Origin of the sequence: Microcoleus sp. B4-C2 (assembly GCF_036705265.1) — a bacterium.
Classification (GTDB): domain Bacteria; phylum Cyanobacteriota; class Cyanobacteriia; order Cyanobacteriales; family Microcoleaceae; genus Microcoleus.
Genome location: NZ_JAUBUB010000005.1, coordinates 31,760 through 58,716, shown reverse-complemented (window position 1 = coordinate 58,716; position 26,957 = coordinate 31,760). Strand labels below are relative to the sequence as shown.

The 26,957-nt window shown below is 45.6% G+C and carries 20 protein-coding genes; 14 read left to right on the top strand and 6 right to left on the bottom strand.

Translation table 11 applies throughout. The features are described from left to right. Positions 1-76 precede the first annotated feature (76 nt). Positions 77-2,395 (bottom strand): tetratricopeptide repeat protein, encoded by a 2,319-nt coding sequence (locus tag QUB20_RS03255; protein WP_333244675.1) that lies wholly within the window; start codon positions 2,393-2,395, stop codon positions 77-79. 160 nt (positions 2,396-2,555) lie between these two features. Here QUB20_RS03255 and QUB20_RS03250 point away from each other — a divergent pair, with 160 nt between their 5' ends. The 3 genes from QUB20_RS03250 to QUB20_RS03240 all read left to right on the top strand — a co-directional run bounded on the left by QUB20_RS03250 (position 2,556) and on the right by QUB20_RS03240 (position 10,154). Then, on the top strand, positions 2,556-5,102 hold the full coding sequence (locus QUB20_RS03250) for a glycosyltransferase (RefSeq protein ID WP_333244672.1): 2,547 nt from the start codon (positions 2,556-2,558) through the stop codon (positions 5,100-5,102). A gap of 143 nt (positions 5,103-5,245) precedes the next feature. Next, entirely contained in the window at positions 5,246-8,752 is a 3,507-nt protein-coding gene (locus QUB20_RS03245) for a glycosyltransferase (RefSeq protein WP_333244669.1), read from the top strand. 73 nt (positions 8,753-8,825) lie between these two features. Further along, the gene (locus tag QUB20_RS03240) at positions 8,826-10,154 is read left to right on the top strand and encodes a GH39 family glycosyl hydrolase (RefSeq protein ID WP_333244666.1); all 1,329 of its coding nucleotides are present in this window, start codon (positions 8,826-8,828) and stop codon (positions 10,152-10,154) included. A 334-nt stretch (positions 10,155-10,488) separates the two neighbouring features. Here the strand turns inward: QUB20_RS03240 and QUB20_RS03235 are convergent, their stop codons facing one another. Both QUB20_RS03235 and QUB20_RS03230 read right to left on the bottom strand, forming a co-directional pair. Further along, entirely contained in the window at positions 10,489-10,788 is a 300-nt protein-coding gene (locus QUB20_RS03235) for a contact-dependent growth inhibition system immunity protein (RefSeq protein WP_333244663.1), read from the bottom strand. Next, on the bottom strand, positions 10,785-11,324 hold the full coding sequence (locus tag QUB20_RS03230) for an RNase A-like domain-containing protein (protein ID WP_333244660.1): 540 nt from the start codon (positions 11,322-11,324) through the stop codon (positions 10,785-10,787). Before QUB20_RS03230 ends, QUB20_RS03235 begins: the two co-directional genes overlap by 4 nt. Before the next feature lie 925 nt (positions 11,325-12,249). On the opposite strand from QUB20_RS03230, the gene rfbF reads away from it, so the two are divergent. The 5 genes from rfbF to QUB20_RS03205 all read left to right on the top strand — a co-directional run bounded on the left by rfbF (position 12,250) and on the right by QUB20_RS03205 (position 17,247). Beyond that, positions 12,250-13,026 carry a glucose-1-phosphate cytidylyltransferase gene (rfbF, locus tag QUB20_RS03225; protein ID WP_333244657.1) on the top strand — a complete coding sequence of 259 codons (777 nt, stop codon included), beginning with the start codon at positions 12,250-12,252 and terminating at the stop codon, positions 13,024-13,026. Positions 13,027-13,229: 203 nt separating this feature from the next. Further along, positions 13,230-14,294 (top strand): acyl-CoA dehydrogenase family protein, encoded by a 1,065-nt coding sequence (locus QUB20_RS03220; RefSeq protein WP_333244654.1) that lies wholly within the window; start codon positions 13,230-13,232, stop codon positions 14,292-14,294. Between the two features lie 197 nt (positions 14,295-14,491). Further along, on the top strand, positions 14,492-15,223 hold the full coding sequence (locus tag QUB20_RS03215; protein WP_333244651.1) for a cyclase family protein: 732 nt from the start codon (positions 14,492-14,494) through the stop codon (positions 15,221-15,223). Between the two features lie 177 nt (positions 15,224-15,400). Next, positions 15,401-16,147, top strand: coding sequence for a DUF1995 family protein (locus QUB20_RS03210; protein ID WP_333244648.1), 747 nt, complete (start codon positions 15,401-15,403; stop codon positions 16,145-16,147). 329 nt (positions 16,148-16,476) lie between these two features. After that, positions 16,477-17,247 carry a metallophosphoesterase family protein gene (locus QUB20_RS03205; RefSeq protein WP_333244645.1) on the top strand — a complete coding sequence of 257 codons (771 nt, stop codon included), beginning with the start codon at positions 16,477-16,479 and terminating at the stop codon, positions 17,245-17,247. A gap of 308 nt (positions 17,248-17,555) precedes the next feature. On the opposite strand, the gene QUB20_RS03200 is transcribed toward QUB20_RS03205, so the two are convergent. After that, positions 17,556-18,407 (bottom strand): M48 family metallopeptidase, encoded by an 852-nt coding sequence (locus QUB20_RS03200; RefSeq protein ID WP_333244642.1) that lies wholly within the window; start codon positions 18,405-18,407, stop codon positions 17,556-17,558. Positions 18,408-18,509: 102 nt separating this feature from the next. Between QUB20_RS03200 and QUB20_RS03195 the strand changes: the two genes are divergently transcribed. Next, positions 18,510-18,632 (top strand): hypothetical protein, encoded by a 123-nt coding sequence (locus QUB20_RS03195; RefSeq protein ID WP_333244640.1) that lies wholly within the window; start codon positions 18,510-18,512, stop codon positions 18,630-18,632. Positions 18,633-18,780: 148 nt separating this feature from the next. Beyond that, positions 18,781-19,305, top strand: coding sequence for a DUF4330 domain-containing protein (locus QUB20_RS03190; RefSeq protein WP_333055675.1), 525 nt, complete (start codon positions 18,781-18,783; stop codon positions 19,303-19,305). Between the two features lie 136 nt (positions 19,306-19,441). Here QUB20_RS03190 and QUB20_RS03185 read toward each other — a convergent pair whose 3' ends face one another. Next, positions 19,442-20,347 carry an alpha/beta hydrolase gene (locus tag QUB20_RS03185; RefSeq protein WP_333244635.1) on the bottom strand — a complete coding sequence of 302 codons (906 nt, stop codon included), beginning with the start codon at positions 20,345-20,347 and terminating at the stop codon, positions 19,442-19,444. A gap of 529 nt (positions 20,348-20,876) precedes the next feature. Here QUB20_RS03185 and QUB20_RS03180 point away from each other — a divergent pair. Then, positions 20,877-21,491: a hypothetical protein gene (locus tag QUB20_RS03180; RefSeq protein ID WP_333291159.1), complete on the top strand. Its 615-nt coding sequence runs from the start codon at positions 20,877-20,879 to the stop codon at positions 21,489-21,491. On the opposite strand, the gene QUB20_RS03175 is transcribed toward QUB20_RS03180, so the two are convergent. Beyond that, complete coding sequence (locus QUB20_RS03175) at positions 21,459-22,391, bottom strand: hypothetical protein (RefSeq protein ID WP_333244629.1); 933 nt, start codon at positions 22,389-22,391, stop codon at positions 21,459-21,461. The genes QUB20_RS03180 and QUB20_RS03175 overlap by 33 nt on opposite strands. Positions 22,392-23,309: 918 nt before the next feature. On the opposite strand from QUB20_RS03175, the gene QUB20_RS03170 reads away from it, so the two are divergent. The 3 genes from QUB20_RS03170 (at position 23,310) to QUB20_RS03160 (ending at position 26,748) form a co-directional block, all read left to right on the top strand. Beyond that, the gene (locus QUB20_RS03170; RefSeq protein ID WP_333244626.1) at positions 23,310-24,212 is read left to right on the top strand and encodes an MBL fold metallo-hydrolase; all 903 of its coding nucleotides are present in this window, start codon (positions 23,310-23,312) and stop codon (positions 24,210-24,212) included. Between the two features lie 234 nt (positions 24,213-24,446). Continuing rightward, positions 24,447-25,661, top strand: coding sequence for a bifunctional riboflavin kinase/FAD synthetase (locus QUB20_RS03165; RefSeq protein WP_333244623.1), 1,215 nt, complete (start codon positions 24,447-24,449; stop codon positions 25,659-25,661). A gap of 178 nt (positions 25,662-25,839) precedes the next feature. Then, complete coding sequence (locus tag QUB20_RS03160; protein WP_333057199.1) at positions 25,840-26,748, top strand: MoxR family ATPase; 909 nt, start codon at positions 25,840-25,842, stop codon at positions 26,746-26,748. The last annotated feature ends 209 nt before the right edge of the window (positions 26,749-26,957 follow it).

The window sequence follows — 26,957 nt, the reverse complement described above, 5'->3', positions numbered from 1 at the left end:
CGAGGAATTCGCTCCTAAACCGAGTGTTTAGCCGTTTGTGCACAAGCAAGTCCTGTTATTGTTCGTTTAGCAATCCTCAAATCCCCAGCAGCAGAGTCAGAGCATTATTGTCCCAAGTCAATCCTTTATCTAAAACCTTAAATCCCGCGACTTCGCACATAGCTTCTAAAGCAGTAGCTGTAGGTAGCCACCAGCACGGCGCAAAATTGTCCATGTCAAAAACTGCTTTCTCAGTTATCCCTATAAGTGCGTTGTTGTTGATGAATGGCCGCCAATAAGCTGTTAAAATAGCTCGTTCAGCGTCGTCCAAAGCTGGAATAAACATTACTCCAGAAGCGGGAATTTCATAGCGTCCCAACTCATTTTCTATTACTTGTTGGGTAATAACTGAAGTGAAAATTAAATGCTCGCGAGTTATCTGACGCAAGGCAACTAAAATCTGCAACGGATGGGGGTGATGGTACAAAACTCCTGCACAGTGAGTTATATCGTAAGGCTCGCCAATGTCTGCAAGTTGAATCTGAGTGATATCTTGATTGATACAGTGATAATTAGCAATATTTAAACTTGTCATGCGATCGTGAAAATCTGGCCACCACTGGAGGGATGCCGGCATGGCATCAATCATTGTCAGAGAAACTGCACCGTATTTGCTAGCTACAGATACTTTTTCGCTGACAGTTCCCCACAAGCCGCCGACTTCTGCAAAAGTCTTGCCTTTGACTACTCGGGCAATGTAGCGATCGCGAATATCCTTAGCCTCTAACTCTAATAATAGAGTAGATTCCCCTGTTTGACGCTGTTTTTCTAAAATCTCCTCTAATTTTTGGGATATTTCTGGATCTTTTGGTCTAATTTCTAATGCCATCAAGTACAACATTATGGCTTCGTTAAGCCGATCGCTCTCAGCAAACTTTTGGGCGATTTCGCAGTAAAATTCAGGAGCGTGCAGCGGCTCCATTTGGTGGTGATAGTAGCTAGTTGCTACATCTGAATCTACCGGAGTTCTTTTAGTTAGAGCCTCACCTAATTTTATGTAAATTTTCGGGAGGGACGGCTCGATTTGAAGCGCACAAAGGTAGGCAGCAACAGCATCGTTCCATGCGTGACTTCCACTCAAAGCATCGCCTAAATTGTAATAAGACCAAGAAATAGTGGGATTAAGTTCAATAGCACGTTGGTAAGCGGTAGCTGCGGCTTTCCACTGTTGGGTTTTTAACAGCGCTGCTCCTAAATTGTGGTAAGTCCAAGAGAATTCTGGATTGAGTGCGATCGCCCGCCGATAAGCGAGTGTTGCGGCTTCAAACTTTTGAAGTTTAACTAAAGTCAAAGCTAAGTTATAATGAGACCAAAATAAATCCGCATTTAGTGCGATCGCCTGTTCGTATGCAGCCTCAGCTTCCGACAATTTTTCTAGTTTAACAAGAGCATCTCCTAACTGGTGAAAAGCTGCAAAAAAATTCGGATCTAATTCAGTAGCGCGCTGGTAAGCTGCGGCGGATTCCGACCATTCTTCTAATCGATCGCAAGCTGCACCGATGCTGTAGTAAGACCAAGAATAATCCGGGTTAATTTCCACCGCCGTGCGGTAGGCGATCGCAGCTTCTTGCCATTTTTCTAAATTGAGCAGCACGCTGCCTAAGTTGTAGTATGACAAAAAAGAATTGGGATTTAAATCAATACTTTTTCGGTAGGCTGCCTCCGCTTCGCGCCAGAGTTCCTTAGCTTGCAAAACATTGCCTAATTTGTAATGAAAATCAGAAATCTCCGGCTGGAGTTGAATAGCTTTGCGGTAGTTAACAATAGCTTCGTCCCACTGCTTTAGCTCGCTAGCAGCTTCTGCTAATTGGCAGTAAGCTTCGCAAAAGCTGGGGTTTAAATAAATCGTGCGGTGGTAACAAGTCAGCGCTTTTTCTGGCTTGTTTTGCGCCAACAAAGTATTACCTAAATCGAGATATTCTTCTGCTATCTCTATCGGTTCCACCATGAGTGCTTGATACCAACAATCTGCTGCTTCTTCAGCTTGACCGACTTGGGTAAATATCCGGCTCAAATTACGGTAAAATCCTGCAAAGTTTGGTTGCAGGGAGATGGCTTTTTGGTAACAGGCGATCGCCTCTTGCCACTGTTCCCAAGTAGCGCAGACAGTGCCGAGGTTAGCAAAAGCTTCGGCAAAATCGGGTTGCAGAGCGATCGCAACTTTATACCAATACCTTGCGTCTTCTAGTTTACCCTGAGCTTGCAGCGCCTTTCCCAAGGTCTTGCAAGTCTCTGCTGAATTGGGTTCAGATGCCAAAATTTGTTGGCAAAGTGCGATCGCCCGATCGAAGTTCCCTGTAGCCAAATAAATTTCTGCCTGCTGCTGGAAATTCACTTGCACTGTTTCTGAATTCATTTTTTATTTTCCTTTTGAGTTGTCATTCCATGTAAAATTATATGCTACACTTTGCCAAAATTCAAGTTTGTGTAAGTAGATCAACCGAACACAGAATAATGATGAAAATCCGCCAAATTAATATAAACTAGATAATCATAGGTTAACAGCGAGCTAAATAATGTCAACACCTACTCAAACACCGCAAGTAAGCGTAATTATACCTGTATATAATGGATCTCGCTACATCGTACAAGCGGTGGAGAGCGCCCTAGGTCAAACTTTTACTAATTTGGAGATTATAGTTGTAGATGACGGTTCGACAGATCGCACGCAGCAAGTATTGCAGCCTTATTGTGACAGAATTCGCTACATATACCAGGAAAATCAAGGAGTAGCAGCAGCCAGAAATATTGCTTGCCAACTAGCGCAAGGCGAGTTTTTAGCCTTTCTCGATGCCGATGACTATTTCCTACCATCCAAGCTAGAGAAACAACTAGCTTGCTTTGACGCTGACCCCGCATTAGATATGGTGCAAACAGGTTGGCTGATGGTCGATGAAACAGGGAAAGATATTTTTGAAATGAAGCCTTGGCAGCAAGCGCCTAAATTAGATTTAGAAAGCTTTATTATATTTAAATGCGTGCGTCCTAGTGCGATGATGCTGCGCCGAAAGTGGTGGGAAAAATTGGGCGGTTTCAATGATAATTTTCCCTTGGCTGAAGATTTAGATTTTGCCTTGCGTTTAGCTTTAAAGGGGTGCAAAGCAGTTTGGTTAGAAGAGATTCTTACCTGTTATCGCCAGCACAATTCTAATATCATGTCAAGCGGTTTGCCGCTAATGAAGAATACAGAAATTTTGATGAAAGAATTCTTCAATCGACCTGATTTGCCCCAGTCAATCCGCCAGTTAAAAAACCAGGAACGCTATCTATGCTTCAAGTGGCTGGCATGGCGTATGTACCGCGACGGTCATCTAGCAGAGATGGCCCAGTGTTTGGAAAAATCATTGCACTATACGCCTTTTTCGCCCACAAAAACCGTCTTGAATTGGCTGGAAACTTTTAGGATAGCTTCTGAAGAATACGGTGAAAATTTTGATGCTTATTCGCTGAGTAAGTTAGTGGAATGGCAAGAGATAATTTTGATGGTGATGACTAATCCACCCCAATCTCAACAGAGTTCTCTTCCCACACCTTCAAAAGCGCAAGCGCACATTCTACTCTACAACACGGACGATCCGGGCTTGGGAGGCTTAGCGCAGTACAATCATGCCATTCTCTGTCAGTTAGCCCTATTAGGCTATCGAGTCACTTGCGTGCAAACCAAACATTCTAGCCCCTTGGTTGAGCGAGAACGAGAGTTAGGTATAGAGCACTTGTGGCTGGATTTTAGCGCTCATAAAGATTTACAGAGGCTGTTAAGAAATACTCAGGATGCACAAGAGATTTTTGCTAGTAATAGACCGGATCTGATTATTTTTAGCGATGGTTGGCCATTTTCCAATTTTGCAGCTAAACAGGTAGTTATTGAAATGGGAATACCATACATGATGGTGATCGGGTTAGTTATGCCAGAACACGCAACTTTTGCCTGCGGGGATGTAGTGCCTTATGTAGAAGGAGTGCTCTACCACTGCCTGCAAGCTAGAGCCTTGATTGTTGGCGCTTACGAACATTTAAATTTATTGTGCCAACATTTCAAGTTGCCAAAAGAGCGAGGACAAGTGATTTACTTGGGGCGTTCTCCTGAATATTTTGCACCTCCTAATGCTGCTGCTCGTCAACGCCTGCGGCAAGAAATAGACATTCCTGAAGATTCGATTGTCTGTTTCACATCTGCTCGATTGGCATCGATTAAAGGGCATCGATATCAGATCGAAGCAATCAAGCAGTTGCAGCAGTCTCCTGTGTGGTCTAAACTGTATTTTGTGTGGGCAGGAACTGGTGAGGGAAGCGCTGACAATGTAGAAATAGAATTGAGGGAAACTATTAAAGAGTTAGGGGTGAGCGATCGCGTGAAGGCGATCGGACACCGCTGGGATATCCTAGATTGGCTGGATGCTAGCGACATATTCATTTTGACTTCTGTAGCAGATGCAGCGCCTTCTCTTGCAGTCATGGAAGCGATGGCTAAGGGATTGCCGGTAGTTGCAACGGCTGTGGGCGGCATTCCTGAAGGGCTTGGTGATACTGGGAAATTGTTGCCCGATCCGAATACCGATCCAGAGGGAACCGCGAGGGAATTGGCGAAAACTGTAGAAGCTTGGGCGATGAATCCAGAATTACGGCATCAAATCGGTCAAGCTTGCAAGCAGCGCGCCGAAAAACTATTCAAAGAGGAACGGATGTTGGCAGAGTCGATTGAGGCGATCGAAAAAGCTTTACTTTGCGATGCTCGCCAAAAAGATCCATTTGTTACTCAAAAAAAGGTGCAGAGGTCAATGGCGAAAATAGAAAGCCTGGTCAACTACAGCTCTTTAGTATGGAATGCTTGGCAGTTTTACTGTCAAGAAGATCTAAGCGGAATGCATAATTCGCTTCAAGAATCTTTGAAGTACACACCTTTTTTGACTACAGAAACGCTATTAAACTGGGTAGAATATTTTGGCTATTTTTCCTCAAGCAAAGGGCATAATTTAGATACATATTCTCTAATTAATTCAGCAGAATGGCAACAATTAGTCGAGGAAGTACAGGGTATTGAATCTGTATTTTATGCACGCTAAGATACCAGATTTACCTTTCAAATTCGGATTGCTGTCAGCAGTAGAATTGCATCTGCCTTCTGCCTTCTGCCTGACCTCCGTTACATCCGTTACATCCGTTTCAGAATCCGTTGCCGAACCCTTCCTTATCACCGATAAAATTCATGTCAATAGCAAATCCGACACCGCGAGTAAGTGTAATTATTCCCGCATATAATGGATCTCGCTACATCGCGCAAGCGGTAGAAAGCGTCATCAGCCAAACCTATAAAAACTGGGAAATTATCGTCGTAGACGACGGCTCAACCGATGACACCCGCCAAGCATTGCAGCCTTATTTTGACAAAATTCGCTATGTTTATCAGGAAAACCAAGGAGTAGCGGCCGCTCGCAACCGAGGAATTCAGGAATCCCGAGGTGAATTAATTGCTTTTTTAGATCAAGATGACTTTTTACTGTCAGATAAGTTAGCTGGACAAGTTGCGTTATTTGACGCTCAGCCATCACTAGGAATTGTTAATAGTGGCTGGCGAATAGTTAAAGAGCAAGGCGAAAGTATTTCTGATATAACACTCTGGGAATATTCGCCTCAGCTAGACTTAAAAACCTGGATTGTTTATATGCCCCTACTTCCCAGCGCCATGATGTTTTCGCGGCAGTGGCTGGAACGAGTCGGTGGCTTTGATTCTCAGTATGATTCAGTAGATGATGCCGACTTAATCTTGCGTTTAGCACTATCTGGTTGCGAAGCTGCTTGGTTGCCTCAAGTGACAGTATGCTACCGCCAGCACGGGCAAAATGTGTCCATCCAGAGAGCGCTGAAACAAGCAAGCCTTTCTATTTTATTAAAGCAAAATTTATTCAGCAGATCCGACTTGCCAGAGGACATCCGCCAATTGGAAAAGCCTGCTTTTTATGAGATTCTAACATGGATGGCGTGGCAACTTTACTACAGTGGCTATCCGGTGCAAGCAGTGGAGTATTACCAAAAATCTTTCCTTTATACTTCTTACTCGCCAGAAAAAACAGTAATAGATTGGCTGGCTCGTCTAACAGCAATTTCTAAATCTTACGGAATTGACCCCGACACTCAATCTTTAAGAAACTTACCAGAATGGAAAAAGTTAATGGTTAGCATACTTCCCAAAAGAACAGCGCGAGTCAGCGTAATTATCCCGGCTTACAACTGCGATCGCTACATTGTCAGAGCCGTAGAGAGTGTTCTTGACCAGACTTATCACAACTGGGAAATTATCGTCGTAGACGACGGATCAACTGACAACACTCGCCAAGTTTTATCACCTTACTTCGATTTAATTCAATACATCTATCAAGATAACCAAGGAGCAGCAATTGCTCGGAATCGTGCTTGCAAATTAGCAAAAGGGGAATTTTTAGCTTTTCTAGATGCTGACGACTTCTTCTTACCAGAAAAACTAGAAAAACAAGTAGCTTGCTTTGAGGCTGATCCCACATTAGATATGGTGCAAACAGGTTGGGTTATTGTTGGCAAAAACGACGAAGGTATCTATGGAGTCAAGCCTTGGGAAGAAGAACCAAAATTAGATTTAGAAGCCTTTGTTTTCTACAAATCAGTGCGTCCCAGCGCCATGATGCTGCGGCGAGAGTGGTGGGAACGCTTGGGCGGTTTCGATCATCGCTTGCCGCCAACCGAAGATTTAGATTTTGTGCTACGTTTAGGTTTAAAAGGCTGCAAGTCAGTTTGGTTAAAAGACATATTAACGGGCTATCGTCAGCACGATACCAATCTTATGTCCAACGGCTCCAAATTAATGAAAAATACGGAAATTTTGATGGAGCAATTTTTTGCGAGGCCAGATTTGCCTCAGCACATCCGCGACTTGAAACGCGCGGAACGTTACAAGTGTTTAGTATGGATAGCATGGCGGATGTACTGCAACGGATATTTGCCAGAAATGGTCGAAAGTCTGGAAAAATCTTTGTATTACACTCATTTGACAGGCACTGAAACTGTTTTTAATTGGCTGGAAACTTTTAAGGGGGTTTCGGAACAGTACGGCTACAACTTTGATGCCTATGCCTTAACCAATTTACAGGAATGGCAAGACATAGTGGCGATCGCAGCTAACAATTCTTATCAGTTTAAACCCGATCCCAGTTCAACTTCTCGGCAGCCAAGACAGCACGTACTCCTGTACACAGAAGACTCAGGAGTCGGCGGATTGGCTCAGTTCAACCACTCGCTGATGTGTAAATTAGCGGCGGATGGCTACCGAGTAACCAGCGTTCAAAGTCAAGCTTCTAATCCTTTAATTACCGAACAAAAACAGCTAGGTATCGAACATATTTGGCTAGAGTTCGACACGATGAAAGAGTTTTTGCGAATAGCTTACAATTTGGATGATGCTCAAAAGATTTACGCCCAGGCTCGACCGGATTTAATTATATTTAGTGACGGCTGGCCGATGGCTAACTTTGCAGCTAAACAAGTTGCGATCGAGCAAAATATACCGTACATCATCAGTCTGGGTTATATCAATCGCAATTATGAAACCTTCGATCGCGGCGATCAAATCCCCTATTTCGATGCAGTTGCCTACCAGTACATTGTAGCCAAAGCAGCAGTAGCAGTTTCCCACGAGAATTTAAACTTGTTCCGAAGTCTATTTAAAGCGCCTCTAGAACGAGGAAAAGTAATCTATTATGGCAGACCAAATAGTTATTTTGAGTCACCGAATCTTTCCACTCGCCAACGCCTGCGTCAAGAACAAGGAATCCCTGAAAATGCTGTCGTTTGTTTTACGGCGGCGAGATTGACTCCAATTAAAGGATATCAGTATCAATTGCAGGCGATCGCCCAATTGAAAAATCGTCCAATTTGGCCCCAAATTTACTTTGTTTGGGCCGGGCCGGGGTCTACTACTCACGACAATATGGAACCTGAATTAAGAGCAACTGTGAGCCAATTGGGAGTAGAAGAACAGGTTAAATTCTTAGGACAGCGCTGGGATATTGCCGATTGGCTAGACGCCAGCGACATCTTTATTTTATCTTCCCAAGCAGAAGGAATGCCGCTAGCAATTATGGAAGCAATGGCGAAAGGATTGCCCGTAATTGCCACAGCAGTCAGCGGGATTCCTGAAGAATTGGGAGATACGGGAAAGTTGCTCCCCGATCCTACAATCGACCCAGAAGGAACAGTAAAAGAGTTGGTACAAACGGTGGAAATTTGGGCAGAAAATCCCGAATCGCGCAGACTTGCAGGACAAGCGTGCAAAGCGCGAGCCCAAGAACTATTCAAAGAAGAACGGATGCTTCGGGAATATGGAGAAATAATTGAACAGGCATTTGTAAGCGACGATGAGAGCGACAGTTTCTCTATTAGTCCGAAACTCAAAAAGCAGGTACAGCAAGTGGATAGCTTGCTGAAATACTATTATTTAGTGTGGAAAGCTTGGGAGGCTTACGATCGGGGAGATATGTCCGAGATGGTGAATAATTTGCAATCTGCTTGGGCCTGCACACCTTATTTTACCACGGAAACTATCTTTGATTGGGTGAAAAACTTTGGTATTTTCGCAGCCGAAAAAGGCGTTACGTTCGATACCCACGAGCTGATCAACTCCCGGTCGTGGCAACAAGTGATAGAATCAATACAGGGTTTTGAAGTGTTTTCATCGGTTCGTTAAAACAGAGCTCTTGTAGCATTCTTAGGAACGGGATCTCCGGCCCATTCCACAAAACATCAACCAAAGAAAAGATATGCAATTTACATTCAAGTTCCCACGGATTAATAAACTGCTGCCAATTTGTTTAGCTATTGTCACTGTTCTGTTAATAGCCTATTTGGGACAGCAACCAACTGTTGCCCAACTGCGATCGAACGTCACAGTAGATTTTGGACAGCCAGCCACCGGTACAATTTCCATGAGCGGCATCCTGCACGGAATCGATACCAGCCAGCCGCCGGATAGTTCTATCAAACCCTTGCAGCCCAAACTTTGGCGGGCGGGGAGACTCGATATTTACGATCGCATAATCGCCAGCGGAGCCGAGTTTCAGTTAGTAGTCAGCGACTTGTGGGGCTACGGTAGCAATCCCAATGGCTGGCCCTATCAAAACTACCCCGCATGGGAAGCATTCGTGCGGCAATTAGCTCAGCAAAATAAAGGCAAGAAAATTATTTGGGATGTATGGAATGAGCCAGATTGGAAAGATCCATTTTGGAACGGAAGCAGAGAACAATTCTTTGAAACTTACAAAAGAGCTTACAAAATTTTGCGGGAAGAATTGGGGCCGTCAGCAATGATTGGCGGGCCCAGCCTCGGCCGCTACAGCAAAGAATATCTCGCCGCTTTTTTGGATTACTGCAAGGCTAACAAACTTGAAGTAAATTTCCTCTCGTGGCACGAACTTAACGACACGATGATCTTATTTGTTGACGATCACGTAATTGAGGCTAAACGCAATTTTCAGCAAAGTCCCTCTTACAAGGAACTGAAATTGCAAAAAATTTACGTCAACGAAATTGTCGGCAACTTAGCGCAGTACCAGCCGGGGGAAATCTTAGGTTATTTGTATAACTTAGAGTATGCAAAAGCTGACGGTGCTTGCAGAGCTTGTTGGGATACTCAAGGGCCAAATAAAGTTAGCAATTGCTTCAACAATACGCTGAGTGGGATGGTCACGCCTAATACTTTTGAGCCGAGAGCTGCTTGGTGGACTTACAAAGCTTATGCTGACGGAGTTAATTCGCGGGTGCGGAGTTGGTCAAATAACAATCGCCTTGTCGCTTTAGCCAGCAAGTCCAATCCTGAAGGTAAAGCACAGATACTTTTAGGTTATTTCGACCCCAATTTTTCCTCAGCAACAACGGTAACATTAACCATCGGCAATTTGGAGCAGCTAGGTATTCAAAGAGGTCAGAAAATCACTCTAAAATTAGAAAAGATTCCCAACAATCAAGAAGGAGCCGTGCCACAGCTTGTCACAGTTAAAGAAGAAAGTTTTTCGGTTGGTAGCGGCAGCTTGGCTTATGTTATCCCTAATTTCAACGTCCACGAAGGCTACTTATTGACGGTTAGCAAGTGAGCTAGCAATCCTATTAGATTGTGAACAAATTGTAGGGACACGGCACTGCCTTTCGTCGTGTCAACTTAACGTTAAACCGATAGTCCGACAGGGGTTGAAACCCCTGCCTCAAAGCTGAAGTCCTCTAAAAGAGGACTAATGAATTATTCAGTCCTCTTTTAGAGGACTTTGACTATTAGACAGGGAATTCATTCCCTGGCGGACTGGCGGGTAGGCGCGAGGACTAGCGGACGAAAAGCTTAATTTGACACGCATTGGGCACTGCCGTGTCCTTACAAATATATAGACAAATTGTGGGACAGGGCACTGCCGCGTCCTTACAAATATATAAAGTTTAGCTAGGATTATTCAAAGATTTTTGCACAGATTCCAACCATTCTCTGACTGTTTGATTTTCGGATTGTGGATCGTAGTAACACCCTAATTCATCGAGGATGAATGCTTCTAAATCGGCTGGGGCGATCGGCATTTCGAGCAGTTTGCTGAGCTCTTGCGATGCAGCTTCAACACTTGCGGGCGGTTCGCTGCTGCGGTAGTTGTTCACTACATCGCTGGGAGTGTCAGCTTCTAACGGCCAGTCTTGGTGAAAGTAGGAACTGAAAAATTGGGTTAAATGAGGAAATTGATTGATCATTGGGGATAGGCTGTGAGAATAAAGTATCCGGGAGGTAATTTGGCGCTGCGCTGGAGGACGATTCTCAGGCGAGATGTTGAAGTTGCTTTGGATGCGCGGCGACGCAGAGTAATGCCAATTATTCTGTTGGCGTTGTAGTCGATCGTATAACGATTACCTCGACTTTTCACCCAAGAGTCGATCGCACTTTGATTTCTGTTCATTGCTTCTGCAATAGCCGCTTCGGCGACGGAACGATCGATAAAAGAAGATGCAGCAGAAATTCTCGTTTCGCTTGCGAGTCGCTGTGCTAGTTGTGCTTCTGTTTTACCAACGTGTCTCTCTAAAGTGTGTCCTCCTGCTGATTCGTGAAATTCTAATCCCCCGCCCGGTATGTTGGGTACAAAAGCTATGGTGGTTTGTGGTATCGTTGAGCCTTCCGGTGCAACAACCGTGGCGTAAACACCAGGTATAGCCGATTGGAATAATATAATTATGGAGGCGATCGCACAGAGGATACCTAAAAAATTTTTTAGGCGATCGAGTTGAGTTTTCATTTCTGTTGAATCTCTTACTTACAGAATATTCCATATATATACAGTACACACACTCTTGTCGTAAGCATCGGTGCGTCGCCACCAGTCAATCTGCAAGTTTCATTAAACATGAGCAGATCCGCGCCCTACATAACAATGTACAAACAATTAAGGCGGATACTGTACTTCATGAACCACCGAATATGCTGTATATTTAGTATAGATGTTTGATTTGTTTGTCTATTTCCTAATCTACCATTCCTAAGTTAGAAATTGCGCGCTATATTTTAATAGACGGTGCGCCTCGGCGCACTCTACGATTATTCATAGTAGTTCGTGATACCTGTGGTTTAAGCTGTGGAGCATTTAAACCAGTAAGCTAATACGCATTTAAATTGCATGGGGAAATAAATTTTCCTTCTTGTGGGGAGTAGGGGTTGGGCCGGAAAGCCCGCCCTCAACATACAATTTAAATGCACAACAGCTTAACGAGGCTTGTATGGTGCGTCAATCGATTTGAGATTTGAGATTTGAGATTAAAGAATTGACCCCAGGGATAAATGCTCTTTCTTGAGGATTTTAGATTTGAGATTTTGGATTGATTCCACGGATAAATTACGTGGCGGGTACCACCTTTGAAATTCCTGGTCAGCAGTAAACACTTACGCGCTTATGCGGGAAACACTTGTGTAATGACGCACCCTACTATCGTCTTTTAAATGTCGAACAGCTTACAAAGCTTCACTCACTATGAAAAAATGTTAATAATTCTTTGAAAAAATTACTAATGATTGATGATACATTAATTGATTATCTTTAGTCTTGGACACACGAGTGGTCAGAAACCGGGTGTTTTGCGAAATACTTCGTTACACCCGCAGAAACGGCAAAAAACCCGGTTTCTTGGGTTTTGATGCGTAACTCCCGATCTTTAAAAATTAAAAAAATGCAAGTAGTTATCCTAGCAGGTGGTCTCGGTACTCGTCTCAGAGAAGAAACAGAATTTCGTCCCAAACCCTTAGTGGAGGTGGGGGGACATCCAATTATTTGGCACATCATGAAGATATATGCACACTACGGTTTCCAAAACTTTATTGTGTGCTTGGGCTATCGCGGCAACATGATTAAAGAATATTTCCTTAATTATGAAGCCATGAACAATGACTTTACTATCTGTCTGGGACGGCAAAATACCATCACTTATCACGAGGAACATCTGGAACAAGATTTTCAGGTGACACTGGCTGAAACTGGCGCGGAAAGCATGACAGGAGGGCGGGTAAAACGGATAGAAAAATATATCGATCGCGAGAATTTCATGGTGACATACGGCGATGGAGTAGCTGATGTCAATATTGAGGCTTTAGTCGATTTCCACAAGTCTCATGGTAAGCTGGCAACTGTCACCACATTCCGTCCGATTTCTCGCTTTGGAATTTTGGATGTAGACAGCGATAGCCGCGTAGTACAGTTTTCTGAAAAACCTCAAATAGATGGCTGGATCAGTGTTGGATATATGATATTTAACCGCCGGGTATTTGAGTATTTGGGGGGAGATGATTGTATTTTAGAACAGGAGCCGATGCAGCGTTTAGCTGCAGACGGACAGTTGATGGCTTACCGTCATGATGGCTTCTTCTTTGCGATGGATACTTATCGAGAATACAAGTATTTAAACGAACTTTGGGATGAAGGAAAGGCTCCTTGGAAAATGTGGAAATAAATTAGTTTTGGGTATTCTCAGTAAGCCTTTTATGAACGGGCTCTCCGGCCCGTTCCACAACAAATTTACTTTTTGTGGAACAGGCCGGAGAGCCTGTTCTAGAGACTGGTGCAAAATGTGAGTAAATAAGTTAGTTTGAGGGCAGATTTTTAGGCTGGTTCACAATGATTTAGAGAAAAACAGCTATAAAATAATTATATAAAATGGATTCCCCATATATTCTCAACAGCACAGAAAGTTACCTGCAAAAGTGCGTTTCACCCCACGCGGAAATTATCGACAGCGACTCGGAAGCGCTAGAAACAGCATTTGCGGGATTGGAAGATCGATCGCTCTTAGCATTGCGAGTTCCCCAAAAATGGGGCGGTGCTGAAATTGCACTCCCGATTTTTTACCAATATCAAGAATTGACGGCTCGATATTCCGGCGCTTTGTCTTTCCTGCAAACTCAGCACCACAGCGCAACTGGGATGATTGCCAACAGCGACAATGAAATGCTAAAAAGCAGATACTTGCCCGCGATCGCCCAAAAAGAGTTACGCTTGGGTATTGGGTTTTCGCATTTGAGGCGATCGGGCAATCCGGCCGTCACCGCAACTCCCACAAAAGTGGGCTATTTACTGTCAGGAAAAGTTCCTTGGGTAACAGGTTTTGGATTGTTTCAAAAGTTTATTGTAGCGGCGGTACTTCCTGACGAACGCGCTGTTTTCGGTTTAGTGCCTTTTGCCAATATTGAACGCGAATCGGGTAAAATAGCTTTTAGCGAAATCATGCAGTTAATCGCCATGAACTCGACTAATACTGTGACAGCCACTCTCGATAATTGGTGGCTGCATGAATCGGAAATAATTTCAGTTAAACCTGTGGGCTGGATTTCGGAAAACGACACCAAAAATATACTGAATTTTGTTCCGGCTACTTTTGGCTGTATTCGAGCGGGATTGGATGTAATTGCAGCAGCCGGGGCTGCTAAGAATTCACCTTTTATAACGGCGGCTTGCCAAAAACTAGAGCAAAAGCTCGATCGGCTAAAACAGAATTTCCCACAATCTCAACATAGCTCGAAAGCAGAACAATTAGCGCTGCGAGCTCAAGCCATTGATTTAGCGGTGCGTTGCGGGCACGCTGCGGTAGCAGTTTCTAGCGGTGCTGCTAACGGTGCGGTACACCCGGCGGGGAGAGTTTATCGAGAAGCTTTGGTGTATACTGTTTCCGGGCAAACCAAGGATGTGATGCAAGCAACGCTCGATCGACTAAGCGAATTTTAGATTTTAGATTTTAGATTTTAGATTTTAGATTGAGAGTGCAGACGGTCAAAAAATCAACCATGTCTAATAAATAATCAATCTACTTTACCTAATGATATCAAATCCATTCGTATCCGAATTATCCATCCCTCTCTTCTCTAACTCTGCGCCCTCTGCGCCCTCTGCGGTTAAATACTTCAAAAACAATCGCCAACGATATGACAAACCAATTAAAGTTAAATAATCTCAAAACGATCGCCTATAGCACAATTGTAGACTTAACCCATGCAATTCACCCAAATATTCCCATTTGGCCAGGAGATCCAGCGACAGAAATTGCCCCAGTATCTCAAATAGAAACAGACGGGTATTTCCTGCGAAAATTCTCAATGGGAGAACACAGCGGCACTCACATTAACGCACCCAACAGCTTTTATGCAGGAGGCGCCAGCATTGATAATTATTCCCCGCAGTCGCTCGTTGTGCCGGCAATTGCGATCGACATCCGAAAGCAAAGTCTTGCCAATCCCGACTACACTTTAACAATTGATGATATATTGACTTGGGAACGGCAGCACAAACTTATAGAACCGGGAAATCTAGTTTTATTGTATACTGGCTGGCAAGAAAAATGGGATGACGAGGGAGCCTTTTTCAACCGAGACGATCGCGGAATTTGCCACTTTCCGGGATTTGGCAAAGCAGCAACTCAATTTTTGCTAGAAGAACGCTCTATCGCGGGAATTGGCACCGACACTCACGGAGTCGATACCGGGCGAGATGAAAGTTTTGCGGTTAACAAATTGGTATTGGAAAAGCAGCGAATAGTGCTGGAAAATATAGCAAATCTCGACTTGTTACCTGCGGATGAAATCATTTTAGTTATCGGAATATTGCGCCTTGTGGGAGGTTCAGGTTCGCCCGTGTCGGTCTTAGCTTTTGTTGCTTAATGCGGTAAAACTTACATCTTGTACTATGCTCAAGAACGGGCATCTTGCCCGTTCCACAAAGAGTAAATTTTTTTTGTGGAACAGGCATCTTGCCTGTTCCTAAACAGGTAATTGAGAATGGTGCAATATCTCAGGTAAAATTAGATTGAGAGAAGTCGAGTAAAAACAATTAAATTAATGACAGAACTGCCCAAGGATCTCAACGAGGCGATCGCCCAATCCCGCATTGCCACCGCCGCTGCCCTCTCGGACGGCAAAACTCTACTGCAAGTCGAATTAGTATTTCCAGAAATCGCCCTGCAAGCACAGTCTATCACCCTACAATTTCTCCCAGAATTTGAGGAAATATACCCCGGAGTAAAAGTCTTTTTTCCCGACACCGGTGCGGCAGCCCTCGCGCGTCGCGACTGGGGAGAAACACCGTTTAAAGTCACTGATTTGGGTAGCAGTCGCACCCCTGTTGAAGATAAAATATCACCGGAAGATCAACTTTTCATTTTGATCAATCCAGCCGCCGTAGAAGTTGCCCAAGTTGAAAAAATTTATATAGCTGCGGCCGGTCGCCCAGTAATTCTACTCAACCCGCGTCTGGAAGATGTTGCCACCATAGGTATAGGCTATGCGGGCCGCCAATTGCGCGATCGATTCCTCAGCAAAATTGAATCCTGCTACTATATCAGACCCCTAGACACTGCTGCTTTATTCCGCTGCTACCCCCAATCGTGGCAAGTGTGGTTGGAAACAAACGACGAATACAAACTAATTTCTGAAACCGCCCAAAAACCTGTCGGAGACGATTTAGAGCGGATTTTAGCCGGTTCTCTCCCAAGCGCCGATCCTGACTCCACCACACCTGCCAAACCCTTAAAAAAGAAAGGTTTTTTGGCAGAACTCCAAACATTCCTCAAAGCTTTGACTCAGTGACAATCGTTAAGGCTCGATCGTATTTTACGGTGTGTCAGCTAGGATTATTTTCGACTTAATCCGTCGGCTAATCGCTGATGCACCCTAAAGCGTGAAATAACTCAAAGCTTTGCCTCAGTAACAGCAGTTGCAGAAGCAGAATTAGCAGCTTGCCTGTGTTTCTACCAGTAGCTAAGCAAACAGATACTGGTGAGCTTTACAGAATCTTTATAAAAAGCACTATAATGGGTGACACCCCTCCACCGTAAAAGAGGGGAGGCAAATAACAGCAAAATCAGATGCTATAAGCTAGAGATGGGGCTTTTGAGTCAGGGAAGCGGATAAACACAATGGAGCACCGGCGCATTGTTATCGGGGACGTACACGGGCATTACGACGGGTTAATGACCCTGCTAGAGGCACTTGCCCCCGGCTTGGACGATCGCGTCTATTTTTTGGGAGACTTAATCGATCGTGGCCCCAAAAGCGCTCAGGTATTAGATTTTGTGCAGCAAAGCCCCTACCACACTCTGTTGGGCAACCACGAACAACTGATGCTGGAGGCTTTGTCGGGAACGCCGATGGATATGCGAGCGTGGCAATCTTGGCTATACAGTGGTGGCGATGCGACAGTAGCGAGCTACAGAGATACAGGGATGATGCCGTATAAACACTTAGAGTGGCTGCGATCGCTCCCCACGCACCTGGACTTAGGGGACATCTGGCTGGTTCACGCCGGCGTTGACCCCCATCTGTCGATCGATGAACAATCGATCGAACAACTGTGTTGGATTCGCAGGGAATTTCACACCATGTCGAAACCCTATTTTCCCAATAAATTAATTATCACCGGTCACACGATCACCTTTACCTTTCATGGGGTCAGACCGGGCGAATTAGTCAGGGGCGAAGGGTGGTTGGATATTGACACGGGTGCTTATCATCCCAAAAGCGGCTGGCTGACAGGATTTGACCTCAGCTACCGCAGAGTTTATCAAGTAAATGTATTTAACCATCAAGTCCGAATTTTGCCGTTTGACGAAGTTGTCAGGCAATTGAAGCCGCAGCCGATTGCGCCCCCGGAACCTGCGATCGATTCTGTTGTTCAACAGCAGTGTTAAATCAATTTGTAGTTTTAGGGTGCGTCAGTTTAAGTTCGATCTATCTTATATCTTGCACCATTGTCAATAATTCTTTTATGAACAGGCAAGATGCCTGTTCATAAAAGAAAATTTATCTCTTGTGGAACGGGCCGGAGATCCCGTTCTTGAGAATGGTGCAAGATGTGATATCTATTAAATCGAAATTAACTTGCTGCTGACTTACCCTAGTAACTGGATTTATTTTTTAACGAACCGCGAAGACGCGAAGATCGCGAAGTAAGAAAAGAGAAGAGAAAATAAGAGAGCCCCTGACAGATTGAGAATTGCTACGAACCTAAAAGCCTGCGGATTTCTAGCCTGTAATCCTCATTATCCAAACCTTCACCGCTAGCAAGATCCGGATCTATAGCCTGCGAAATAGCAGCAATACGATCGCCAGTTGCCGGGTGAGTGCTCAAAATGCTAGGAGGAGAAGGCTTGTTGAGCAACTTTTTCATAAAATCAACCATCCCAGATTGAGCGTAGCCTGCTCGCCCCATAGTTTGCAATCCCAACTGATCGGCTTCATACTCAGCTTGGCGACTGTGGGGACGGCGCAAAGCCAATTCCACCCCAATCTGAACCGCCTGAGATCGATCGAGCCCAGTGGCGGAAGCTACGCCTGAAGCGATGGCCATTTGACGCATTTGTTGAATCGCGTGGCGAGCATTAATGTGAGCGATTTCGTGGGCGATCACACTTGCCAATTCTGCCTCATTGTCCGCCGCTGTCATCAAGCCTTTATTCACATAAACAAAACCGCCCATAGTTGCAAAAGCATTAATCGCGTCGTCGTCAATCACTTGAAAAGTATAAGGAATATTGGGGCGAGTGCTTTCTTGAGCGAGTCGTTGACCGATACGGTTAATATATTCTGTAGTGTCCCGATCGCGGTCAATCTTAAACTGGCTCCTGGTTAACTGCTGATTAATTTGTCGGCCAATAGTCACCTCTTGGCGATCGGACATATTCGACAATTGAATCACTTGAATGCCCCGAAAAATCAGTTCAGGCAAAGAAAATGCTTGAGTCGGTTCCGGGGAAACCACCCAGATACCCGCAGCCACCATCAGGGACAGAAACAGATAAATCCCCCGGCCACAAGTACGCCGGCAAGTCAACCAAAAACTTTTTAACATGATTGATACGTGGGAGAAGTTAGATAAAATTTGAGGAAAAACTCGAAAAGTCACTCAATAGGCAGACGTAATTTGAGGCTGCTTAGTTGCTATTCTAGCTTTTTGTCAATTTTTAACCGCGCCACCAGCTTCTGGGCGATCGACCCGCAGGCCAACCAACCGCCGTCAACTGCCTTCTGGGTTAAGTGCCCCAGTCATGCGGATTTGGGGCGATCGTTGTGGTAATATCTTTTAGCTTCAGGACTTACGCATCAATAAAGTATGTCATTGCCAGCGGTAGCCAAGCAATCACAGCATCTGTTTTTCATCGATTTCTGTGTAAGTCCTGAGCTTGTAAACATACTCCTGTCGCTATCAGTATAATAGGCGATTTATGAAAATTTTAGATTCTCAAGGCCGACTGTTCGGCAAACTCAGCATTCTAGACGTAGCTGCCGCTCTGATCGTACTGCTAGTTGCAGTCGGAATCTTTTTCTTTCCCGGCACTTCTGGCGGTTCCGTCGCCCAAGTCGGCACCAGTATCAAACCTGTAGAGATTGATGCAATTGCGATCGGTCTCAAAGGAACAAACGTTCCAGAGTTGTTCAAAACAGGTGATAAAATCAATGTGGTGATCCGCAATCAACCGTCCGGTCAGATTACCATCAAATCGGTCAAAACTCTCACCAGAACCCTAGCAGTTCCTCAGCCCAACGGCACTCTGAAAGCTCTCCCCGATCCCAGAGAAGAAGAAGCCTTCAGCAGAAATATGATGTTTACCTTAGAGGGAAAAGGTCAACTTACTGAAAATGGCCCGGTTTTAGGTAATACGAAAGTCAAAATTGGCACTACGCTAGAGCTTGAAGGCAACAAGTACATTTTCAACGCCAGCGTTATCGACGTGCGAGTAAAAGAATAATTAGTAGTCAGTAGTCAGTAGTCAGTAGTCAGTAGTCATTGCTAATGGGAAGAGGGAATTCATATTCCTTCTTCCTTCTATCCTTTACATCCTTTACATCCGTTACATCCGTTACAAAATCCGTTGCCGAACTTCTTTACCCTTCCGAAAGCAATTTTAAGTATTGCCTAATTAAGCCAATCGTGACAGCCGGAATTTCTAACTGCGGAGTCAAACCTACGTTTTCCAGAGGTTGAAAAACTTTGATTGCTTCGGGGTTGAGGTTTGCCAACCGCTGGCCGATATCGGGCCCGGTAAACTGCGATTTTTCTCCCCAAATAATCGCTGTCGGCGTTGTTAGCTGAGTGATGTACAGCGACAAGTCAAAGCACAAATCTCCCCGCACAAAAGACAGGGCGGCATATTCTGCATTGGGTTCCAAAGCAGATTGGAGGTAAGCATCAACAATTTCTTGGTAAACGCGACGCGAATCAGCAAATTGGCGTTGTTCTAGGAAGCTACGGATGCCACCGTCTGTGGCGATTCCGGTACTGTAGAGCAAGCGATCTAAAATCGGCGTGTTGACTAGCTTAGCGAAGAAACTGCTGCCGTAATCTTGTCCGAAATCCGACAAACCGCTGGGTATGGTCAAAATCAGTGATTTGAAGAGATCCGGCCGTGCGATCGCAGCTCGAATCGCGATCGCCCCTGTCAGCGAAGAAGCAATCACCTCTGTCGGACTGCCACAAGTTTTTTCGAGAAATTCGATCAAAGTTGTGATATAATCTTCAACCTGATAATTTTTTGCCGGATGTTCCGATCGCCCCCAACCGATTAAATCCGGTGCTAAAATTCGATATTCTGCGGCAAAAGCCGGATAAACTTTCGACCATTCGTAGGCACTCGACCCGCCGCCAAAACCGTGAAAAAATACTAAGTTCGGCTTATTTTCCGAAGTTGAGGTCGGCAACCCCATCCAAGGCATTTTTTCAGCAGTGTAGTAAACCATTCTGCCGAGAGAAGTAACTATTGATCGCTGACCGAAGCCGAGGGGTACAAGCATAAACTAACCTTAATCGCTGTTATATTTTAGATTCTTTTCCGTCGCCCCGTCTTTGTTTAAAAAACTTGCAAAGCTGGTGGCGTTTTTGTAAAGATTGAGTAATGATTTAAATCTATTTTAGTACAGGTGAAGCGTGAAACTACAGACAGCAAGTAAGTTTTGCGATTTGGGCAATTCGGCTGTGTAGTTATCCTTACTGTTGCAAACTACCGCCGATCGGAGATAATAGCAAAATGATGGGTGAGACCCCTCAACAAAATAGAGTCTGTTCGCTAACCCCGAAAGCAGGCGCTCGGAAAGGAGGACTATTAGAACTCGCTTTCAGGCAGGCGGCAGGTTGGCCGACGCTCGCCAATCACAAATCATTAATCACGATATTTTGCGGAGCAGTGGCTTTTGAGGTCGAAAGTCTTTGTTGGAGGGCGGGCAATGGGGTTTCGATTCCTAATTGCAGGTTTGGCAATCACGGGCCTCGCCGTTATCAATTCCAAAACACAAGAAATAACTAATCTCAGGGAGGTCTACTAAAATGCAACTGCTCAGAAAAAGGGATCGCGAGGGTTTTATGGTTGATGCGAAAAGTCTTCAATCAGACGGGTTGGCAGAGTTTGACACAGCCTGTCGAAGCATGGATTTAAACGGCAAAAAGTCTGTTGTCGCCACTCCAGAACGCTCAGGCGCCGGGTCAGAGGTGCGATCGCGCGCCACGGTACCTGCGATCGTCCGGGTAGCTTTAGAAGACTTGAAATGCTTTGAAGTAGTAGAACACCAGTTTGCACATTGGGGGGTGACTTTTAGCAATGCCGTCGCCATCCAACCTTCAAACCCAGCATTTTTCACTGGTTCTGGGGCAACAGTGTTAATGGGGGCCCCCAAAAGCGGACTGATAGAAGTAACTTTTAAGTATCCAGTTCGCTGGGTGTCAGGACTTGTCACCAGTTCGCGACGAACTGTTTTATCTGCTTGTGACATTGACGGCAACCCAATTGTTCAGGATGAAATGCCGGCGCCCAATCTGGTGGGGTCTAATTCTCCGATCGACCCTAGGACTCCCCTGCGCGTAAAAGCTCCGAATATTCATAAAATTACTTTTTACGCTTTTGACGGTCAGCTAATAGTCGATGACTTGATTTTTGGATTTTAAAGCCATACCATAAGTAGCGTCCCAAGTCTGCAAACCTTCGAGAAGGGCATTGCGGACTACAGATTCTGGTTCCCGACTCAGCATCAGGCGAAAGCACTCGGCAGCGCGGGAACGGGCTATGGAACTTTTGACCGAGCTCACAGGGCCAAACCCACCCTGATTCACCAAATCGGTCATTTGCCGCACAGCAATCAAACGCTTCACGGGGTCAGCATCAGTCAAATCCGCCAAGATGCGATCGATCGCATCTTCATCTTTTGCTGCCCCCAGACTCAACCCTTGCCGCAGCAACACCCCTGCAATCGCGATCGTACCCAAATTCTGCAAAATTAGGCTCAAAGCCATCCAGTGGCTCTCAGAGTCCGCCCAAATCGCCAAACTCATGTAAGCGCCCAAGGTAGCAATGCCGCCGGTGCCGACGGCTAAAACGAACCGACGGTTCGGGCCCTCCCAAAATTGCTCGCCTTTTGCTCGCAGCAATTGCCAGTCCCACGACTGCCCTCGGTAAACCACCATCATCGCTGCTATCCCCAGGCCTGTGGAAAACAGTAATTCACTGTTCCACCACCCCCAAACTGCTGCCAGGGTGATAACTGCCAGCCAACCTTTGGATCGAGTCAAACTCTCTAGCAGCCATTTGAGAAACGCAGTAGAAACCACAGGCGATCGGGCCCAGGAGGTCTTACCATCTACCCTCCGACGCCTTGTTTCGGCAGTCCGGCCTGTGACTGTTGGGGTTGCCGGCGGGCGATCGTCCGAACTCAATTCTCTCAAAGCTTGACCATCAGTTATTTCTAAAGACAGGTCGCTCAAGGGAAGATTACCGAGTTCCAAAGTGCGATCGGACACTTTCACAGGCGATCTATTCAGCTTGGTTGTAGTTTTTTTAACTTGATTCATACTGACTTTTTTGAAAAATAACTTAAAGTTATCCAGGCTTTTTTAGCACTGATTTAGATTCTCGGCAAATAAGACTCTAAGCTTCTATGATACCGGAAATTCAAACCCGTGGCGAGTACCGCAACTGCGCTGAATTCCGAGAAATCTTTACCAAAAATAGAGCGATTGAAGATGCTTGAGAAAAGCACCACAGGTTAACAGGGAATATTTCTGCATCGCTCTTGAGACAGAATGGCGATCGGAGTTGGCATGATAGCCAAAAAGCGAAATTTTTTAATTTCCGAAAATAGGGGAATTTTGAGTGATTCAATTCGTCCGCCAAGAAATGCACGACGAAAATTTAGCCTTTTGCCCGCCGGCCCGGACTCTCGCTGCTACCCCCGGTGTCAGATGAGGCTGGGTTCAGCTTGACCGCTAGGTTAGGGCACCGCAGCCTCCGGGCGGGCTGAGAATCCCGACACAGACAAGTATTGTTGGATAATTAGCAGGAGCATTCCTAAACTGCTAAGATTTTTGAATTAATGGGAGTTGAGGAAGCCCATCATCCGGGTTCAAACCGGTAAAGCAGCAAGGCAAGCAACTGACCGCGCAATCCGGTTCGGCAATTGCGGAGGCTGGAGAAACAGCGGCTTTTGACCAAACTCAGACAGAACTACTGCCCCAAAGTGTGTCTGCGGAGGTTAGGCTAGTGAAGAGACGAAAAGAATAGTTACGATCGAGACTTCCAACGTCTACTTTGTAATTTATTGCTCAGTTGTCAAGCCCAACAGTTTTGCATTCTCGCGATGAGCGAGACTCTTGGCAGTTCCCACAAGTGGGGAACTCGACCGTCAAAGAACTTGGGTTTGATGGTAAAGCCCTTAGTAATATGTAAACACCTTATCGATAACTCGCCGGAACAATCTTGCAAGAAAACCCATGTCTAGTATGCACAACCAATTCACGGTTCACTTCTGGGGCGTTAGAGGTAGCATAGCGTCTCCCGGGGCAGAAACAGTACGTTACGGGGGCAACACGCCCTGTGTAGAAATGCGAGTGGGTGAGAGTCGCCTAATTTTCGATGGCGGTACTGGATTGCGGGTTTTGGGACAAACTCTCCTGTCCCAGATGCCCGTAAAAGCTCATATGTTTTTTACTCACTCTCACTGGGATCACATTCAAGGATTCCCATTTTTTGTCCCAGCTTTTATTCCTGGGAACTGCTTTCACATCTATGGGGCTATTGCTCCTAATAAGGCTACTATCCAGCAGCGCCTCCACGACCAGATGCTGCACCCCAATTTTCCGGTACCCCTGCAAATTATGGGGGCAGACCTGAAATTTAACGATATAGAAGTGGGCAAACCGCTGGAAATCGGAGAGATTAAGGTGGAAACTGCTTTGCTGAACCATCCGGGCGAAGCTATAGGCTACCGCGTAAACTGGCGGGGGTATTCGGCTGCTTACGTGACTGATACCGAACATTTTCCCGATCGTTTAGACGAAAATGTGCTGTATTTGGCTCAGGATGCTGAGGTGCTGATCTACGACGCTACTTATACCGATGAGGAGTATTATGCGGAGAAGAGCAGCAAGGTCGGCTGGGGACATTCGACTTGGCAGGAAGCGGTGAAGGTGGCAAAGGCTGCTAATGTCAAAAAGTTGGTGATTTTTCACCACGACCCGCTGCACAATGACGAGTTTTTAGACAGGGTGGGAGAACAAGTGGCTCAAAGATTCCCGAATAGTTTGATGGCGCGGGAAGGTTTGTCGTTACAATTGCTGCCTCCTGATAATGATTTGTCTGAAGTGTCGGTGCAAGCGCCTCAAGTTTCTGTCTGAGGGATGTGAGATTGTCAGATGGTGCTGAAATCTTGATCGGTGAAATCTGACATTTAAGCGAGGGCTGACCTCACTCAAAGACGGATACCGTGCCACGTACTCCTGTCGTGGAAAACCAAAAAGTTTAGACCAAAGTTCAAGCTTCCAGATTTATCTGTGGAGTCAATTCTAAAATCTAAAATCTAAAATCTAACATCGACTGGCGATCGCACTAAGTATGTCAAAATTTTAAGCGTGTGGGTAACTTCTTCTTGTACCGCTGCTCTGACTCCAACTTCTGTTGCCTTGGGAAACTTTGATGGTTTGCACCTAGGGCATCGACAAGTCGTGCAGCCAATTTTAAATCGATCGCCTGGGCAAAATTCTGCCAGGGTGATTGCGTCGGGGCAAAACTTGCGCTCAAACGTTGGCACAGATCAAAATTGGGAAACAGAACATCCGGCGACCTGCGAAAATGACTCAGCAGCACCGCCGGATCGAGCCGACAGCCGCCATAAGTTCGAGGGTTTGATAGGCGCTCGGGCCGACGGCAACAGCCTTTCTGGAATCGATTCTGATGGGGTCGATCGACTTTACAGCACTGTGGTGACATTCGATCCGCACCCGCAAGAATTTTTTACGGGTCAACCGAAAAAACTGCTGACACCTCTGGCAGAAAAGGTAGAATTGCTCGCAGCCATGGGCGTCGAGCAACTTGTGCTGCTGCCGTTCGATCGAGAATTAGCGGCTTTGACTGCTTGTGAGTTTGTCGAGGAAATTTTGGTGCGGCAACTAAAAGCGAGTCGAATTAGTGTGGGGGTTGATTTTCGGTTTGGGCGGGGACGCGCTGGGACGGCTGTGGATTTGCAGTCGATCGCCTCTGGTTACGGTATTGATGTTGCTCTTGTACCGCTGCACAATTGCGGTGAGGGCGATCGGATCAGCAGTTCTGCAATCCGCGAAGGTCTGGCATCCGGCGACCTCAGAAGAGCGAATCAGTTGCTGGGGCGACCTTACAGTTTAGTCGGAACTGTGGTTGGGGGACAGCGGCTGGGTAGGACGATCGGATTTCCTACTGCTAATATCGAACTGCCGCCGGAAAAATTTTTGCCACGTTTTGGCGTGTATGCAGTGCGAGTCTCGCTGAAGCATGGATGGGAAAATATGAAAGAGGAAAGTTCTTCCTATCAGCGGGAAAACCCCAAATCTGTAATCCCCGGCACAGCATCCAATTTATCTTTTGTCAATGGGGTGATGAATGTTGGCTGCCGCCCGACGGTAGACGGTCTGCAACCCACTGTGGAAGTTCACCTGTTAGATTGGTCTGGGGATTTGTATGGTCAAACCTTGAGTGCGAGTTTGGTAGAGTTTTTGCGACCCGAACAAAAATTCGCTTCTCTGGATGCTCTCAAAACTCAAATTCAGGCAGATTGCGATATTGCTAGAAGCCTCTTAACTGCTAAAGTCTAATAATTATGTGATCTAGAACAGGCGATCGCTTTTAAAAATGGTGCAAGATGAGTCAGACTAAATTCTAGTTGTACAAATACGAAGTCCGCAAGGCAAAGACTCAAGAATTTGGCAATCTTGATATCTTTTCAACAATTAGCAATTAGCAATTCGCAATTAACAATTAGAAATCAGGGATATGAGACAACATATTGAGCGGCTCAAACAAAATCTAGGCAAAACTATGGTTGGCAAAGCGGATGCTATTCGCTTGGTGCTGGTAGCCGTGTTTTCGGGCGGACACGCGCTGCTGGAAGACGTGCCTGGTGTGGGAAAAACGCTGCTGGCGAAGTCTTTGGCGCGATCGATCGATGGGAAGTTTCAGCGGATTCAGTGCACTCCCGATTTGTTACCGACGGATGTCACCGGTACTAATATTTGGAATCCGCGCAGCGGAGAGTTTGAGTTTTTGCCCGGCCCAGTTTTTGCTAATGTTTTGCTTGCTGATGAAATCAATCGGGCGACGCCGCGAACTCAGTCAGCTTTGCTGGAAGTGATGGAAGAAAAGCAGGTGACAGTAGATGGAGTTTCTCGGAATGTTCCGACGCCGTTTTTTGTGATTGCGACTCAGAACCCGATCGAATATCAAGGCACTTTTCCGCTACCGGAAGCGCAAATGGATCGGTTTACTTTGTCTTTGACTTTGGGCTATCCCGCTGCGTTGGAAGAGTTGCAAATGTTGGAACGGCTTTCTGATAGTTTTGCTGTTGAAGATTTGCAGCCTTGTATTTCTTTGGCAGAAGTGCAGGAATTGCGTCGTTTGTGCGCTGGTGTGAAGGTGGAAGGCTCTTTGAAACAGTATATTGTAGATTTGGTGCGATCGACGCGGGAAGATGAGGAGATTACTCTGGGGGTGAGTCCCCGGGGTGCGGTGGCTTTGCACCGGGCGTCGCAGGCTTTGGCGTTTATTTCGGGGCGGGATTTTGCTACCCCGGATGATGTGAAGGATTTGGCGCCGCACGTACTGTCTCACAGGTTGATTCCGGCGGGGGGAAGGAGGGCTAAAACGATTGTTGACAAGTTGTTGCGATCGGTTCCTATTCCTTAAAAAGTTTGTAAGTAGTTGTTTTAATTAAAGGAACAGGCAAGATGCCTGTTCCACAAACAATTACAGCTTAATTCAAGGAACAGGCAAGATGCCTGTTCCACAAACAATAAAGAATTACAGCTTAATTAAACAAACAGGCAAGATGCCTGTTCCACAAAGAATTACAGCTTAATTCAAGGAACAGGCAAGATGCCTGTTCCACAAACAAT

Bases quoted from the DNA above. Each gene is read 5' to 3' on its own strand.
- QUB20_RS03255 (WP_333244675.1), bottom strand. From the start codon at position 2,395: ATGAATTCAGAAACAGTGCAAGTGAATTTCCAGCAGCAGGCAGAAATT.
- QUB20_RS03250 (WP_333244672.1), top strand. From the start codon at position 2,556: ATGTCAACACCTACTCAAACACCGCAAGTAAGCGTAATTATACCTGTA.
- QUB20_RS03245 (WP_333244669.1), top strand. From the start codon at position 5,246: ATGTCAATAGCAAATCCGACACCGCGAGTAAGTGTAATTATTCCCGCA.
- QUB20_RS03240 (WP_333244666.1), top strand. From the start codon at position 8,826: ATGCAATTTACATTCAAGTTCCCACGGATTAATAAACTGCTGCCAATT.
- QUB20_RS03235 (WP_333244663.1), bottom strand. From the start codon at position 10,788: ATGATCAATCAATTTCCTCATTTAACCCAATTTTTCAGTTCCTACTTT.
- QUB20_RS03230 (WP_333244660.1), bottom strand. From the start codon at position 11,324: ATGAAAACTCAACTCGATCGCCTAAAAAATTTTTTAGGTATCCTCTGT.
- rfbF (WP_333244657.1), top strand. From the start codon at position 12,250: ATGCAAGTAGTTATCCTAGCAGGTGGTCTCGGTACTCGTCTCAGAGAA.
- QUB20_RS03220 (WP_333244654.1), top strand. From the start codon at position 13,230: ATGGATTCCCCATATATTCTCAACAGCACAGAAAGTTACCTGCAAAAG.
- QUB20_RS03215 (WP_333244651.1), top strand. From the start codon at position 14,492: ATGACAAACCAATTAAAGTTAAATAATCTCAAAACGATCGCCTATAGC.
- QUB20_RS03210 (WP_333244648.1), top strand. From the start codon at position 15,401: ATGACAGAACTGCCCAAGGATCTCAACGAGGCGATCGCCCAATCCCGC.
- QUB20_RS03205 (WP_333244645.1), top strand. From the start codon at position 16,477: ATGGAGCACCGGCGCATTGTTATCGGGGACGTACACGGGCATTACGAC.
- QUB20_RS03200 (WP_333244642.1), bottom strand. From the start codon at position 18,407: ATGTTAAAAAGTTTTTGGTTGACTTGCCGGCGTACTTGTGGCCGGGGG.
- QUB20_RS03190 (WP_333055675.1), top strand. From the start codon at position 18,781: ATGAAAATTTTAGATTCTCAAGGCCGACTGTTCGGCAAACTCAGCATT.
- QUB20_RS03185 (WP_333244635.1), bottom strand. From the start codon at position 20,347: ATGCTTGTACCCCTCGGCTTCGGTCAGCGATCAATAGTTACTTCTCTC.
- QUB20_RS03180 (WP_333291159.1), top strand. From the start codon at position 20,877: ATGCAACTGCTCAGAAAAAGGGATCGCGAGGGTTTTATGGTTGATGCG.
- QUB20_RS03175 (WP_333244629.1), bottom strand. From the start codon at position 22,391: ATGAATCAAGTTAAAAAAACTACAACCAAGCTGAATAGATCGCCTGTG.
- QUB20_RS03170 (WP_333244626.1), top strand. From the start codon at position 23,310: ATGTCTAGTATGCACAACCAATTCACGGTTCACTTCTGGGGCGTTAGA.
- QUB20_RS03160 (WP_333057199.1), top strand. From the start codon at position 25,840: ATGAGACAACATATTGAGCGGCTCAAACAAAATCTAGGCAAAACTATG.